This window comes from Thermospira aquatica (assembly GCF_023525255.1).
Classification (GTDB): domain Bacteria; phylum Spirochaetota; class Brevinematia; order Brevinematales; family Thermospiraceae; genus Thermospira; species Thermospira aquatica.
Genome location: NZ_CP073355.1, coordinates 493812 through 509809, shown reverse-complemented (window position 1 = coordinate 509809; position 15998 = coordinate 493812). Strand labels below are relative to the sequence as shown.

At 45.5% G+C, this 15998-nt stretch carries 13 protein-coding genes; 4 read left to right on the top strand and 9 right to left on the bottom strand.

Translation table 11 applies throughout. The features are described from left to right. Positions 1–28: 28 nt before the first annotated feature. The 9 genes from KDW03_RS02525 to ppdK form a co-directional block, all read right to left on the bottom strand. Positions 29–826: a hypothetical protein gene (locus KDW03_RS02525; protein ID WP_271435828.1), complete on the bottom strand. Its 798-nt coding sequence runs from the start codon at positions 824–826 to the stop codon at positions 29–31. Between the two features lies 1 nt (position 827). Beyond that, positions 828–1232 (bottom strand): ExbD/TolR family protein, encoded by a 405-nt coding sequence (locus tag KDW03_RS02520; RefSeq protein WP_271435827.1) that lies wholly within the window; start codon positions 1230–1232, stop codon positions 828–830. Next, a complete protein-coding gene (locus KDW03_RS02515) occupies positions 1229–1621 on the bottom strand; it encodes a hypothetical protein (protein WP_271435826.1) in 393 nt (130 codons plus the stop codon). Before KDW03_RS02515 ends, KDW03_RS02520 begins: the two co-directional genes overlap by 4 nt. 191 nt (positions 1622–1812) lie before the next feature. After that, positions 1813–2271, bottom strand: coding sequence for a Spy/CpxP family protein refolding chaperone (locus KDW03_RS02510; protein ID WP_271435825.1), 459 nt, complete (start codon positions 2269–2271; stop codon positions 1813–1815). A 143-nt stretch (positions 2272–2414) separates the two neighbouring features. Continuing rightward, positions 2415–3140 carry a TIGR03915 family putative DNA repair protein gene (locus KDW03_RS02505; protein WP_271435824.1) on the bottom strand — a complete coding sequence of 242 codons (726 nt, stop codon included), beginning with the start codon at positions 3138–3140 and terminating at the stop codon, positions 2415–2417. Between the two features lie 3 nt (positions 3141–3143). After that, on the bottom strand, positions 3144–3938 hold the full coding sequence (panB, locus tag KDW03_RS02500) for a 3-methyl-2-oxobutanoate hydroxymethyltransferase (protein ID WP_271435823.1): 795 nt from the start codon (positions 3936–3938) through the stop codon (positions 3144–3146). A gap of 85 nt (positions 3939–4023) precedes the next feature. Next, the gene (locus KDW03_RS02495) at positions 4024–5154 is read right to left on the bottom strand and encodes a hypothetical protein (RefSeq protein WP_271435822.1); all 1131 of its coding nucleotides are present in this window, start codon (positions 5152–5154) and stop codon (positions 4024–4026) included. A 9-nt stretch (positions 5155–5163) separates the two neighbouring features. After that, entirely contained in the window at positions 5164–6111 is a 948-nt protein-coding gene (locus KDW03_RS02490; RefSeq protein WP_271435821.1) for a tetratricopeptide repeat protein, read from the bottom strand. A 725-nt stretch (positions 6112–6836) separates the two neighbouring features. Then, complete coding sequence (gene ppdK / locus KDW03_RS02485) at positions 6837–9533, bottom strand: pyruvate, phosphate dikinase (protein ID WP_271435820.1); 2697 nt, start codon at positions 9531–9533, stop codon at positions 6837–6839. 191 nt (positions 9534–9724) lie between these two features. On the opposite strand from ppdK, the gene rpoN reads away from it, so the two are divergent. From rpoN to KDW03_RS02465, 4 genes are all read left to right on the top strand, one after another. Continuing rightward, complete coding sequence (rpoN, locus tag KDW03_RS02480; RefSeq protein WP_271435819.1) at positions 9725–11023, top strand: RNA polymerase factor sigma-54; 1299 nt, start codon at positions 9725–9727, stop codon at positions 11021–11023. Between the two features lie 8 nt (positions 11024–11031). Next, positions 11032–12990, top strand: a complete 1959-nt coding sequence (locus KDW03_RS02475) for a FapA family protein (RefSeq protein WP_271435818.1) — start codon at positions 11032–11034, stop codon at positions 12988–12990. 93 nt (positions 12991–13083) lie between these two features. Then, positions 13084–14124 (top strand): sigma-54 interaction domain-containing protein, encoded by a 1041-nt coding sequence (locus KDW03_RS02470; protein ID WP_271435817.1) that lies wholly within the window; start codon positions 13084–13086, stop codon positions 14122–14124. Between the two features lie 47 nt (positions 14125–14171). After that, entirely contained in the window at positions 14172–15998 is a 1827-nt protein-coding gene (locus KDW03_RS02465; protein WP_271435816.1) for a hypothetical protein, read from the top strand.

The following is a 15998-nucleotide window of genomic DNA, read 5'->3' as shown; positions in this document are numbered from 1 at the left end:
TTTCTCAAATGGTTATGTTTCGGATATTTTAACGCACACTAACCTTAAAGGTTTTGGTAATCTCATCAAGTCTATCCTCGGAAATAGATTCCACGCGGATTTTTTTGAGCTCTGAGAGAAAAATGCTATCAATTAAGGGATCTCCTGAGGAGCGTATGATTTCCACACGGATGGCAAGTCCCTGATTGTCAAAAACAATTTTCGCCGTGACAGTGTACCCCATGAGGGGATTGGAAACCTTTTCTCGAATCTTGGAGGCAATATCAGGGAAGAAGATGGTTTTTCGTGGTCTGGATTTCCAGGCAGCATCACCAAGGGGATCAGAGCCGGTTCCCTGCTGCCCACTTCCTGAAGAGGTGGAGGTGCCGGTAGCTTTTTTCCCTGTACTCTGGAGGGCTTTTTCTATGCTTTTTGCGAGGATATCGTCTTCACTCTCTACGTTTTGAGAAGACTGGGTGGTTGGGGTTTCCTGTGTCGAGGTTGGCGTTGAAGAAGGGACAGGTTTTGAGGTGGTGGTGGTTTTTTTTATTTTTTCTTTTGCTTGTTCGAGTACTTTCTTGGCTTCTTCTTTTTGTGGGGCGGGAGTCTTTTGTGACGGGGGGGCAACGGTGGGTTGACTGGTGGAGACAGGAGGAGCGGGACTTGCCTCTGCACCTTCGGCCATCGCCGATGGAGCCTCTATAGTGACAATGATTGGTTCAATCTCCTGTTTAAAAGGAGACTTGGTGAGAAGAAGACTCACAATCAAAAGAAGAATCAGGTGAAGGATGATCGACGCAACCAGGCTTTGCCGAAAGGAGATGGGTTCAGGAAGTGAGGCTTTCATGTTAATCCTCTTTGTAGATGGTGGCCAGACTGAGACGTTTGACACCTGCCTGGCGAACAGCATCCATCACTTCGATCAAAAGACCGTAATCCACACGCTTGTCTCCCTGGACAGTTACCACGAGCTCGCTGTCTTGCTGGGCATATTTTGAGATGAAGGAGGTGATAGCATTTTTCTGGACAGGTTGGTTATTTACGGTGATGCGACCATCTTTGTAGAGGACAACCACCACTTCTCTCACGGGCTGAGCGTCAGAGGTTTTGCTGCTGGGGAGGTCGACGTTGATGGCTGAGCTTTTGATAAAGGTAGAGGTAAGCATAAAAAAGGTTAAAAGCTGAAAGACAATATCAATCACCGGTGTCATATTGATTTCACTGATAAATTTTGCGTTTCTTCGGAATCTCATACATTCTCCTTGAGTTGTGTACATCGCTCGTTTTCAAATCTTTTGAGAAATCCTTCGGGGGTAACGTAATTGCTTTCGGCGATGAGATGGTTTCCACAGTAGTATCGGACATACGGGATGAGATAATTATTCCAGACGTTTTCCTTTAGAGCAAGAAATCTTACAAACTCGGGTTCTCTGTTGTAGAGGTAGATGTAAATATCGATCTCTTGTTCTACTCTCTTGGAATCTTTCCAGGCCTCTAGCCACTTTTCCATGGCAAGCCAGTCCGGACACCAGTCCTGTGACAAAACCACAGCCGAAGGGCCTGAAGTAATCGCTGGAGAAAACTCTCGATGCTCAAGAGCATGATAAACTTCATTTTGTGGTAAGGGGTGTATCCGTAGCATTCAACCCTCCTTGCTTGTTTCTTTTTGATTGTATCGACCAAAAGATGGAGAGTCTCCAGAGGGGATTTTCTCTCGTACTGTTTTATTATAGCTAAAAAAAGAAAAAGTTTCAACTTTTGTTTTTTTAAAAAAAAGCCTGGTCAGGAGACTGACCAGGCTTTATGTAAGGAGGTTTGGTGTTTGGTGGTGCTTTACCACTTGCCCATTCTGCCGCCTCTTCCCCTGTTTGGTGCGGGGAGATTCTGGAGTTGCTGTCGTTGTTCGGGGGTGAGGACTTTAAGCATATCCAGTTCTGCCTGAAAGCGACGATCAGCTATCTTTTGCTGGATGGACTGAAGCTTGGCGTGGAGGTCTTTTGCTTTCTTTTCGTCCACGTTGGTAGCCGTCAGCACTTTGTGCAGATCGTAGCGGATCTGATTGGCTTCAGTCTGCAGGGAAGCAATATCTTTTTCGAGATTCTGCTGGATAGCAAAGATCTTATCCTTCTGGTCCTGGGAGAGATTGGTAATCATGCCTATACCTCTCATCCCCATTCTTGGACCGTAATTCACGGAACTTCTTGCTCCCTGGACACCAGCAGGTCCCCAGCCGAACAACATCGAAACCCCGGCTATACCGGACAACACCATGATCCATACGGTTCTTCTCATACTTTCCTCCTTGTGGTAAGTATTTTGTCGTTTCATTTTAATAAGGCAAAAAGGATATCAAAAGATGCAAAAAAAGAATTTTTTGAGAAAATATGAGGAAGAGTCTTGATCGCAAACCTTGCATGGAGAAAGGTGGAAATTTTTTATGCTGGGTTGTTTTCTTTTTCTACGAGGTATTTCCAGTATTTTTTTGGCATCATCTGACGCTGTTGGCGGGGATTTTTTCGTTCAGGGATGGCGATGCTCTGGTAGAATCCTTTCCAGAGTGCTTGAATCTCTTTTTCCCTTTCGCTGACAAGTTCTTCAAGTGTGCCATCCAGAGAGAATCCATTTGTCCAATGGATTTCACCATCATAGAGTACGGCCACATCCCTCCCTGTATCGTGAATAATCCATTTTTCTCGGGGAAGACGTCGATGGAAGTGCGACCAGAGATAGGGGAGGATATGGTAGGTTGGTTCAATGGGGGCATACAGCCATCCCTGGATTTCACGAAATCGAACAAGCCCCTGGAAACGATGCACTTCAAAAAAGTATGCCCTTCGAATTTTCATTATCCTGGCGATAATGGGTTCTTGCCTTGCATTACGGATGGTTTTTCCTTTTTTTTCAAGAAGTTTTGCATAGGAAAGAAAAAGGCTTTCACGGTCTTTTTCTTCGGAAAAAAAGAGAGCTAAAAAATCAGAAACTACCTCACTTCCGTAGGCTTGTTTTGTTCTGGCAAGCCATTGTTCAACGAGCCTATCATCGGGGGAAACACTCTTCGTTTCAAAAAGTCCCCCCTCTTCGGGGCCAAAATCCTCTCCCCGGGATAGGGCAACAAGAAAAGCGGTAAAAAATGCGGTAAAACTCCCATCATGGGTTATCATAGGTTATTTCTGATGAAAAACATTTTCTTCTGCAGGAAAGAGGCCCTTTTCTACTTCTTCTTTGTATTGAACGGCCGCATTAAAAATCGTATTGTAGAGATTGACGTAGGTTTTGTTGTGCTTGTAGTTGATTTCCGGGTTGTATCCCAGCATATCGGTGATCACGAGTACCTGACCATCAGTGTATCTCCCCGCGCCAATGCCAATCGTTGGGATAGAAAGCATGTCGGTAATGAGTCTTGCTGCCTCTTCGGTAGTGTCTTCAAGAACAAGACTGAAGATCCCGGCGTTTTCCAGGATTTTGGCGTCTTCACTGAGTTCTTCGATCTCTTTGTCGTTTTTTCCGGCAATCTGGTATCCCACCTTGAGTACCTGTTGGGGACGAAGTCCTATATGGCCCATAACAGGAATGCCGAGCGAGACCATTTTTTCTATGAGGGGGACGATTTCTCTCCCTCCTTCGAGTTTTATGGCATCGGCATTACCCTCTTTGAGAAACCTTCCTGCATTGCGAATAGCTTCTTCTTCGGAGAGACCATAGGAGAGAAAAGGCATATCAGCGACAACCATCGTGTGAGGAGCTCCCCGCTTGACGGCAGCAACATGGGGGACCATGATATCCATGGAGACAGGAATCGTGGTAGGATAGCCGAGAACTGTTGTTCCCATTGAATCCCCTACGAGGATGATATCAATGGAAGCAGCTTCGAGGATACGGGCAGTCAAATAGTCATAGGCGGTAAGCATCGAGATTTTTCGTTTGCCCTTTAAACTGCGAATCCGGGCAGCGGTTACCATAGGGACCTCCCACTAAATCGTATCATTAAGTATACGTATAGAGAAAAAATCTGTCAAGCAAATGAAAAAAGGTGAGAGAGTCTTTTTAGAAGATGAGTTGGGTTTCAGCGGTCAGAATGGGGAGAGGAGCAGCACCGGGGACGGTTCCAAGTTCTTCAGTGTAGTAGGTGATATGGATTTTGAGCAGGGGAAGATCGAGACCTACTCCCAGCGTGGGGTATCCCTTGTAAAGGCCTGCTCTTGCTATAATAAACTCTAGTATCCTTCCCTCGATACCGAAGCGGGTTTTTAACCAGCCATTTTCTCTCCAATCGGTGATATTCACAAGATCAGCATAGAGGATGATATTACCCAGAAGATACCTGGAGAGGATATTACCCAGATGATAGCTTATACCAACATCTACCGAAGGCCACCAGGTGGTGATACCGGCATTATTAGAAATTACCTGAAAACGAGCGTCATAAGCCACCCATTGAAAGCTTGTGGTGAACCAATCACGAATGACGAGCCCTACACGCCATTTATCCTGCTTGTAGAGAAGACCCAAGTCTGAACCCAGAGCCTGCCCCATGAGGAATCCACTCTGGAATGAAAAAAGGCTATTAACCTTGTCCATAAGCTCAAGAATCGATAGGCGATCATCAGTATACTGGAAGCGGTTAATGAGTTTCACTGAAAGTCCCCCATAAAGCCGTGATTGTCGGGGAAGAAAACTTACATCAGGAAGACTAAACCCCACCCCCATCTGGAGTCCAATATCGAGGTAACTTTTCCATTCAAAATAGGGAAGAATAGGAGAAGCCTTTTGTCTTACAAAGATACGGAAATCATTGAACAGCACAATGCCTATCCTGTCTCCCATGTAGCCGAGATAAAGGGGGCCAATGAGGGAAGTATAAAGGCCAAGGGAGGCAAGGGATCGCCACATATCAGGAGTAAGGGTAGCGATATCGTTGTTATTGGTAGCGAGATGATTGTATACCTGATAAAGGTCAAAGAGAGAAAAGTTGGCTCCTCCTCCCAGGGAACCCAGAAGAAAATGTCGGTTTGCCTGGATAGCATAGACAGCAGGGTTCATAAAAAGAAGCCCTGTCTTATCATCGGCTGCAATACCAGCGCCTCCTGTGGCAAGGATGTCTGTGGGGATACGTAACTTCCACTCCGTTGCCCATGCCAGGGGAAAAAGAAAGAGGAAAAAGAGAAACCTTTTCACCATCTTCTCCTATAATCCAAAGTAATTACTTATCGCATCGAAGCCACCACCCAGATCGGGAAAACTATTGGTAAGTTCCAGCCAGTTGGTGATACCGATACTGGCAAGATCGTTTGTAAAAGTAGTGTAGTCTCCAGGAGCATATCCTCCTTCTCCAATAAGGTTAGTAATGCTATCAGGATCATTGTTCCCGAGGAGATTGGTGACGCTACCGCTCATCTGGAGCACATCTTCTACCGAGGAACGAATGGCAGAGAACCCACTGGTAAGAGAGGCAAAAAACTCTCGTGTTTGTTCGCTCTGGAGTTGCCCCAGGATATTGGACAGGGCAATATCGCTGTAATCCAGAAGATTGATGATGAGAGGGCGTCTTCTTTGAAAGGTGATACCTGCTTGAGCCAGATCGACAAAGGAGCGATTGGTGGTATTGTTCTCAATGGTGAAATCCTGGTTGAGAATAAAGAGATCTCTGGTATCGTTTTCTACGTTGCCGTTACCGTTACTGTCCAGTTCGAGAAACACAGCCCAGAGGTTTCCAATGAGGAAAAAAACGGTATTGATCTGCACATCGTTGGAATCAAGGCCTTTTGCTTTTCCCTGCATGATGGTAAGCATGTTGGATGATATGAGACCAGCAGCCCGGTAGAGACCATTTTGAGGGATAAGGGTGCTGTTATTTTTCACAATGGCGAGCACCACGTTGGTGAAAGGAATCTCTTTATAGAGAGCCGCGGTTGCTTGACCCTCGAGAGCTTTTGCGTTATCCGGTTCGAGTTCTACGGCACGACTATACATCTGATAGGCTTTATCATACTCCATATTCTGGATGTAATACTCTCCCAGTCCCAGAAGATACTCAACGTTTGTTTCTTTTGTCGGATCGGTGATATTAAACACGCTAAGAACATTACACCCTGAGAGAAAAAACACAAACATCACACCTACGATTTTTTTCATAGGCTTCCTCCCTTACTTAATATACGGCATCATACTCGTATAAGTGAAATATTTTTCCAGGGAAAGTGAAAAAATTCGTTGAGATGGGGTTTGTAGTAGGCTTCGTCTCCAGAGATGGTATGTCGGGGCTTTTTTCCTGCCAGCAACGATGCTCTTTCCCTGTTACAGTTTTGAAAAGGGATCACTGTAAAAAGGTAATAACTCACGTGAGAGATTTCTTCTCCTGCGAAAGAGCTTATGTAAAAAGGATAACTGCGAGAAGGGAAGAGCCAGGGGAAAACTCGTTGCAAAAAAGTAATATCAAAACTCTCCATCTTTAGGAACGTGAATAACACTGGTTACATGTTTCGTGGGGAACTCAGAGAAAAAGCTCTTACCATTTTACAGTTTTTGAATGAGCGTGGATGAGACTGCGATAAAGGAATATCCCATTTTCTGTTTTTTGCTGGAGAGACGGCAAGCGCCCTGGTTTTGAATGCCACTGCTACAAGGTAATAGCAAAAAGGTATTTTGTCATGACGGCAACACGGGAATAGCTATCACCTCCATCTTGATGGGTTTCCTGAATGTGAGGAAAAGAGAGCCACTTTTGTCACGTAGGGTGAAACCATAGAGTTTTCCTGGATTGTTGTTGAGAAATGCCGGCAGATTTCTCGAGGGGATGTTTCATAAAAAAGGGCTGCCTCACCTCCTGAGACAGCCCGTGGGGTTTTCTTCGGGTTTTGTTATTTTCCCATTTTTTCTTCAATAGTTGCTTGGGCTGCAGCAAGTCTTGCGATAGGTACACGGAAAGGAGAGCAGGAGACATAGTCCATGCCTACTTTGTGACAGAATTTCACTGAAGCGGCGTCACCACCGTGTTCTCCACAGATTCCTATCTTGAGGTTTGGTCTTGTGGAACGACCTTTTTCGATAGCCCATTTTACGAGTAAGCCGACTCCCTCCTGGTCCAGAGATTGGAAGGGATCGGCTTTGAAGATCCCTGTTTTCTTTTCATCAATATAATCTGGCAGAAATCTTCCAGCATCGTCTCGGGAAAGTCCCATGGTCATCTGGGTCAAATCGTTGGTTCCAAATGAGAAGAATTCTGCCTTTTCAGCGATCTTGTCAGCCAGCAGAGCTGCCCGGGGAACTTCGATCATGGTACCCACTTTGTATTCAATTTTCATTTTATTCTCTTCGAGAATCTTGTCTGCTACTTCACGGATCCGTTTCTCGAGGATTTCAAATTCCTTTTTGTCCATGACGAGAGGAACCATGATCTCAGGGAAGACCTTGATTCCTTGTTTGGTACATTCACAGGCAGCCTCGATGATAGCCCGTACCTGCATATCAAGGATTTCAGGATACGTGATGGCAAGACGGCATCCGCGATGTCCTAGCATGGGGTTGGCTTCTTCGAGTTGTGCCACTCTCTGGCGAACCTTATCGACAGGGATCTTGAGTTTCTGGGCGAGAACCTCTTGACCGTTCCACCCATGGGGGACAAACTCATGGAGCGGTGGGTCAATGAGACGGATAGTCACAGGTTTCCCGTCCATAACCTTAAAGATTCCTATGAAGTCCTCTCTCTGGAAGGGTAAAAGCTTCTCCAAGGCTTTGACACGTTGTTCGTAGGTATCGGCAACGATCATGCTTTGAATAGCGAGACGTCTCTCCTCAGTATCAAAGAACATGTGTTCTGTTCGGCAGAGACCAATACCCTCAGCCCCCATCTCAAGGGCGTTCTGGGCATCATAAGGGGTATCAGCGTTGGTGCGTACACGAAGCCTTCGGATCTCGTCGCACCACTTCATCAGGGTGTAATACTGTTCGGGAGGTGTGGGTTTGATCAATTTCATGGCTCCTTTGAAAACCTCTCCTGTACTTCCGTTGAGGGTGATCTCATCACCTTTTTTCACCACAATATCTCCAACACGAAATTCTTCCTTATTATAATCGATAGTCATCTGTTCACATCCAACGATACAACACTTACCCCAACCACGAGCTACCACCGCTGCGTGAGAGGTTTTCCCACCGGTAGCGGTGAGAATACCCTGAGCAGCATGCATGCCCCCCACATCCTCGGGACTGGTTTCGTGTCGAACAAGGATTACCTTTTCTCCCTTAGCAGCCCATTCTTCAGCTTCTTTGGCTGTAAACACAACGCGGCCTGTTGCTGCACCGGGAACGGCGTCGATACCCTGGACGATGAAGTTTTTCTTGAGTTCTTCTTTTTGAGAGGGGTCGATGATGGGGTAGAAGAGTCCCTCGATATCCTGAGGTCTGATACGTAGGATTGCTTCTTCTTTGGTGATGAGGCCTTCGTTTACCATGTCAACGGCGATCTTGAAAGCAGCAATCGGTGTACGTTTTCCACTTCGACACTGGAGCATGTAGAGTTTGCCTTCTTCCACAGTAAATTCGAGGTCCTGCATGTCTTTGTAGTGTGTTTCGAGGATCTTGCGTACCTCAACAAGCTGTTTATAGGCTGTGGGATTTGTGCGTTCAAATTCCGAGAGTTTGAGAGGTGTTCGAATACCTGCCACAACGTCCTCTCCCTGGGCATTGGGGAGGAAGTCGCCGTAGAAGGTATTTTCTCCTGTGCTTGGATCGCGGGTAAAACATACCCCTGTTCCACTGGTGTCTCCTTTGTTTCCGAAAACCATCTGCACCACATTGACTGCGGTACCACGAATGCCTGTGATCTTTTCCACCTTGCGGTAGGTAACTGCCTTGTCAGCCATCCAGGAATCAAACACAGCATGGATAGCCCCCCATAACTGTTCTTGAGGATCCTGGGGGAAATCTTTTTTCACATGGTGCTTGTAGATCTCTTTGAATTCTTTGATGAGAGCTTCGAGCTCTTCTTCATTCACATCGGTGTCCTGAACCTTTTGTCCGCGAGGGATATTGAGGCGTTTTCTTGTCATGGTTTCCTTAATGTGATCGAAGGCCTTGTCAAATTCTTCCCTCGGGACATCCATGGCAATGGATCCATACATCATGATAAACCGGCGATAAGCATCAAGAGCAAACCGACGGTTGCCTGTTTTTCTGGCGAGGCCTTCAACAGACTTGTCATTGAGACCAAGATTGAGGATGGTTTCCATCATGCCAGGCATCGAGATGGGGGCTCCCGAGCGGACAGAAACAAGCAGAGGATCTTCAGGGTCGCCCAGTTTCTTTCCAACAAGATTTTCTAATCTTTTGAGATGTTCTTCAACCTCTTCTTTGAGACCCTCAGGATATTGTTTGTTATTTTTGTAATAGAGCTCACATACTTCTGTTGTAATAGTGAAGCCAGCCGGTACTGGTAATCCAATGCTTGTCATTTCGGCTAGACCGGCTCCCTTCCCTCCCAGAAGGTCTTTCATCTTACCGTTACCCTCAGCTTTACCGCCGCCGAAAAAGTACACGTACTTTGGTTTTTCAGCCATAAAATCCTCCCTTTATATGATATTTTATTTTTATACAAAAACCCGTGATTTCATTATACACCATTTTTATTTTTTTGCAAGTGGTTGGAGAAAAAAGTTTTTCTCAGGGTATATAAACCTGAAAATTTTTTTTCTTGCCTTTAAAAGACTTGCAAAAAAATAAAAAATATGGCATACTTTTTGTGCAGAAAATGAAACAGCAACTTATTCAGGATCAGCGCCAGATTTTGATGCCTCTGCTTGTCCAACAGATGGAGATTTTAACGCTTCCTCTGCCGGAGCTCAGGGAGAAATTAAGAGAAGAAGCGGAAAAAAATCCCCTTATAAAGCTTGAAAATCCGGTACCAGAGGGTGGAAAATGGCGATTAAAACGTCAGTCTTTTCTGACAGCCCCCGATTTTGTTTTTGAAAATGCAGCAGATACAAAAGGCCTCCTTGACCATCTGCGTGAACAAATCCATTTTGCGGGTTGGAGTGAGAGAGAAGAAGAAATAGCCATGCTTCTTCTTACCTCTTTAGATACCAATGGTTTTTTGCGTCAGGATGTGAAAGATCTCATCCAGGGGACCGATTATACCCTTGAAGAGGTAGAACAGATTCGGCAAAAGATTATGCGCCTTGATCCTGAGGGACTTGCTTCACGTGGGGTGCATGAGTTTCTTGTTTTTCAGGCGGAGGAGACCTTTGGTCCCGAGAGTCTGGAGGCTCGTTTACTCAAGGAGGTTCCCGATCTTCTCGAAAAACGTTTATATTCTCATATAAGAAAATATTACAAGTTGTCGGAGGAAAACCTTCAAAAAGTGCTTGAAAACCTCGCAGAACTCAAGCCTGTGCCTGTGACTGGGTGGGGAGAATCGGCGATGACGATTATTCCTGAAGCGTTTGTCGATGTTGAGGGGGATAAGATCTCTATTCGTTTAAATGAATACTATATTCCTGATGTACGGTTGGATCAGTATTATCTCTCACTAGCAGAAAATGAGAAATTATCTCGAGAGGACAAAAAGTTTTTGAAAAACAATCTAAACAGCGCGAAAACATTGATCGAAAACCTGGAAAGCCGCAAGGAAATAGTTTATCGCGTAATTCATGCCCTGGTTGAATACCAAAAAGACTTTTTTATTAAGGGGGCACGTTATCAGAAGCCCCTTCGTTTGCGGGATATCGCGGAGGAACTGGGTATTCATGAATCCACGGTGAGCCGGGTAGTAAAAGATAAGTACATTCAGGTTCAAGGAAAGGTAATCCCTTTGAAGCAGTTTTTTTCAGCTTCGGTAAAAAATGTGTCCCAGGAAGATGTTTCTACGAAGAGTATTCATGACATGATTCGCCAGATCGTAGCTCAGGAGGACAAGGCAGATCCCTTAAGTGATGAACAGATAGTGAGTATTCTTGAGAACAAGGGGATAAAGGTATCCAGACGGACGGTTGCCAAATACAGGGGGATACTTGGGATTCCCCCTGCACATGCTCGAAGGGAGTACCGATAGGAGGGCATATGGATAGACTGAGAGAACTCTTGGAACATGATCAGGTGATGGAAACATCGGCAAATCAAGGGCCAGCAGAGCTGGAGGTTTTTGCTTTTTCTATCGAGGATGCGTTGAAGGAGGCAGCAAAATTCTGGAATACGAGTCTCTTGAATCTGGAATATGAGATTCTTGAACGGGGAAAAAGTGGTTTTCTTGGTTTTGGTCGAAAGCCTATGAAAATCCTTGTCAAAAAGACGAAATCACTTTCTCTTGGTGTAGAACTTCTGGGAGGGGCTGGAGAGGCAGAAGTGGAGTTTTCAGCTAATGAGGATGGATCCTTTCATGTCATACCGAGAACCCATAGTCTCATGGTAAAAGTCACCCCACCCAAAGGGCAGGGAAAATCTGTTAATTTTGATGTAGCAAAAGCGATTCTTGCCAATAAGGGCATAACAGGGTATGACGAGAATCTTTTGCGGAAAGCTGTTCAAAATGCCTCTGGTCAGTGGGTAAAAATCGGTGATCGCAGTCCTACGCCTGGAGATGCCAAGATCTCTTTTCAGATTTCTACTGATGAAATGAAGGCCTTTATGGTAGTTACCCGGCCAGAGAAGGGCGGGGGTTTCCCTGAAAACGATGAGGTAATTAATCTTCTGAAAGCCAAGAAGGTGTTTTATGGTGTAAAAGAGGATGCTATTACCCAGGCGTTTGAAAACGAGTTGTACAATGTGCCGGTGATCGTGGCAGAAGGAGATTATCCTGAGGACGGGAAAGATGCCCAGATCCATTACCATTTCAAAACGGATAGCGATAAGGCCGTGGTAAAAGTGAAAGAAGATGGTTCTGTGGATTTTCACGATCTTGATGTGGTACAGTCAGTAGTGGCTGGACAGATCCTGGCCGTAAAAGAACCCGCGGGGAAAGGGAAGCCAGGGAAAACTATTACTGGACGTGTTCTGCCTGCTCGAGATGGAAAAGATGTGCCCCTTCTTCCGGGAAACAACAACCATCTTTCACCCGATGGACTCCAACTTATTTCTGATATTAACGGGCAGGTAGTATTTAAAAATGGTCGTATTAACGTAGAACCGGTTTATGAGGTTCGGGGGGATGTCGGTCCAAGTACAGGAGATGTCAACTTCCCGGGGAACGTTGTTGTCTATGGCAATGTCAATGATACCTTTAAGGTATACGCGGGAGGAAATGTAGAGATCAAAGGGAACGTGGGCAAGGCACATATCACTGCTGAAGGCAATCTTGTGGTCAGACAGGGTATCCAGGGAAAGGATGAGGCTCAGATTGTATGCGGGGGGGATCTATATGCGAAATTTATTGAGCGTGCCACGATACGAGCAGAAGGAGATATCGTGGTAACGGAAGCCATACTCCATAGCGATGTCAGCTCCAAAAAAAGGGTTTTTTGTCAGGGTGGAAGACGTTCTCAGATTGGAGGGGGAAGGATCCGTGCTTTTCAGGAGATTAATGCGAAGTTTTTGGGTACAGAGGCTTATGCGGAGACGATTCTTGAGGCAGGGATTGATCCTGATGCAGAGGATAAACTCATGACACTCATTACGCAGAGAGACAATATTAAAAAGCAACTTCCCGATATCAATAAGCAGGTTACAAACTATTCCATGCTTCTTGCCAGTGGACCTCTTCCTCCGGACAAGGAAATTCTTTACAATGAGCTTGTGGCAAAACAGACCGAACTCAAAACAATCCTTCAAGAAACAGAGGATCAGATTGCCGAGATCCAGAAATATATCGATGGGCTTGCTGCTGAAGCCAAGATTTCGGCAAGTAAAACGGTGTATCCTGGGGTAAAAATCAAGATTAAAAACGCTGTTCTCCAGGTAAAAAGTGATTTCCAGTTTGTGACTTTTTCACTCGGGGAAGGAAGTCAGGTAAAGATTTCACCTTATGAACAGGCCAAGGGGATGGAAGAAACTCTTCAAAAAGTCATGGGAAGCAGACGACGATAGGTTCGTTTTCGTTGCTTTTTTGTTTTCCCACTTGCTTTTTTTTAAGAATGTGGTATAATGAATAAATGATGTTTTTACAGTCAAGGAGAAACCATGGAGGTTATACCTGGCATAGAATCCTATCTTCCTGTGCCCGATAGAGAGGCGGTGGGTATCACGTATACGATGGAAAAGCTCGGTGTGGTGGGATATTCAAAGGCAATTATTCAAACATTTTTACAGGCGGAAAAAGCAGCAAAAAGCAATGCGAATATCCTCATTGAAGGGGAGAGCGGGACAGGGAAAGAGGTTTTTGCCCAGGCAATCCACGCGCTAAGTCGGAGAAATTTTGGTCCTTTTGTGAAAATAAACTGTGCCGAGATTCCAGAGATGCTTCTAGAGAGTGAGCTTTTCGGTTATGAGAAGGGAGCATTTACCGGGGCACAAAAACGAAAAATCGGGAAGTTCGAGCTAGCCAATCAGGGTACGATTTTTCTTGATGAGATCAGTGAGATGTCTCTTTCTCTCCAGGCAAAAATGCTTCGGGTGATTGAGGACAAGACAATTTCCCGTGTTGGAGGACTTGAGACTATTCCTGTGGATGTGCGTGTGATTGCCGCCACGAACCGTAAGCTCTGGCAGTATGTAAAAGAGGGAAAGTTTCGAGAAGATCTTTACTACCGATTAAATGTGGTTTCCCTCTCTTTGCCACCTCTTCGTCAACGAAGAGAGGATATTCCCCTTCTCATGAATCATTTCCTCCATCTTTATCAGCAAGAAGAGGGGGTGCGTATCCGAGAGATTGATCCGCAGGTGGTGAAGATTTTTCTCCAGTATGAATGGTCGGGAAATGTACGTCAGCTTGAGAATGCTATTCACCACGCTATTATCATGACGACGGATGATGTGATTTCGATAGAGGATATTCCCCAGCAACTTCTTCAACAAGAGCGGATACAGGAAGAGTCGTCTCATAAACCATTGGTTCAAAAGGAAGATCTTGTGATTACATCGATGGATCTTGATGAGTTGGAGAAACAGCAGATCATCCGTGCTCTGGATAGTGCCCACTGGCGTATCTCAAGAGCAGCACAACTTCTTGGTATTCATCGAAATACTCTTACCCAGAAGATGAAACGTTTGGGGATTAAGTGAAGGGCATGAAACGCTCTTTTTCCTTTTTTCCATGGGGAGAGAAATTTTTGTGTGTCTTTGCAGGTTTTCGAAGGGGGAAAGCATCGGTTACCGTCGTGGCGCTTGTCGCAGTCACCCTTCTTTTTTTATTGAGCATGGTGATTACCTCCATGGTACAAATGGGCTTTTTGCAAACCCAGAGGATGGCTCAAAAAACCCAGGCAAGGTGGTTACTCGAGGGAGAGGTTGCAAAGTGGTTTGTGTTTTTTAAGCGAGGAGAGGTTGGTAGGGAGGGAAAAATTCCTCTTACTCTCTCCAATAGTACTATCACCGGCGAATTGACGTGGAGTCTTGGAATTACCAACTGGAGGCTTGATGGTTGGGCTGGAGGGGGTATAGGGAAAAGTGAACTTCATCTGGAGGGTTGGCGGGTCCCTCTTTTCCCTGCAACTGTAAGCTGGCTTTTCCCTGTGAATGTGTCTCTTCGTTGGCCATGGGAGATAGAAGGAGATATCGCCCTTCCGCCGGGTAGCACCTTTGAAACCAATAGCTATGCGTTGCATCTTACAGGGAAGGTTATCGTGCAGGAAATTGAAAAGTCAGGTTTCTTTGGGAAAAATTCTGTGGTGAGTATGCCTTTGTTATGGGAGAAAAGACAGGATCTTGCACCTCTTTTTGAACTTGCAAAAAGGGAGGTAAAAGATCCATGGAGAATCACTACGGAAGGAAGCTGGTTTATTCAGGAGGTGGTGAATTACCTCTCTTTAAAAAAGCAATGGCTGGCCTGGGGAGGGAGTGAGGTAGTACTGCCTTTTTCCTGGACGGGAAAACAAAATCTCTATATCCGTAAAAAAGTGTCCACCAATGGTCTGTGGGAAAACTATCTTTACTATAAAGGTCCACAAAAAATGGAAACCCTTTCGATAGATGGAGAAAATCGTCTTTCTCTTTTGCTTTCTCGTAATCCTTATCTGAGAGAAAAGGCTCCTGTGGTAGAGCTTCCTTCAGAGGCATGGGACACCCTGGGAGAAATTGTTCTTCGTGGGAAGGATGTAAGCCTGCTCTCTCAGGATGAGGATGTGCTTGCCTTTTCTCTCGGGGAGAGGGAATACTATTTTGCCGAAAGTGATTTTGTTTATGATGGGAAGAGAGGGGTTCTCAAATTGACCTCCGGGGAGTTTTTTCGTCGCCATGTGGGAGATGTGGCGGTGGCAGATGGTTGGTCCCGGGAATTCTGGATGCCTGCTGCAAGGGGAAATGTGATAGTCTATATCGATGGAAAACGGGTGTGGAACTATCAAAGAACGGCCACGAAAATTATCTTTGAACGACCTCCTGTTTCGGGAAGCAAGATCCAGCTTGCGCGGGGTTTAGAGAATTTCACTCTTTATAAGATTCCTCCTGGTTTTGAGGAGGGTTTATTTTCAGAACCGGTAGAACGTTCTGTGGTACTTGATCTTGATGATATGTATAATCTTCCGGAAAATGGTGTGATCTACTCGACGCTTCCTCTGATTGTTCGGGGAACGGCAAAACACAAGCTCTGTATTGTGAGTGAAGGGTCGATATATCTCGAGGATATCAATCCCGAAGGAGGGGAACCGGTGGCTCTGGTTTCAAAAAGTGGTGTGTGGCTTTTGCAGGAAGATGGAGGATCGAAAGTCCTTCGTGGCGTGGCTATCATTTCTCCTCTTGCCGGGCTCTATACCCTTGGAGAGAATTTTGTCCCGGCTTTCATTGAGGGAGTGGGTTTGTTTGCGGCTTTTGGACCTTCTCCGGCTATTTCAGGGTATATGGAACACCATTTTAAAACATGGTCTTTTCCTACCGAGGATTTTCCCATTCTTTCCAGGTTACCGTCTCCTATAGGGGTGAAAAGACTCTGGCGACGGTAA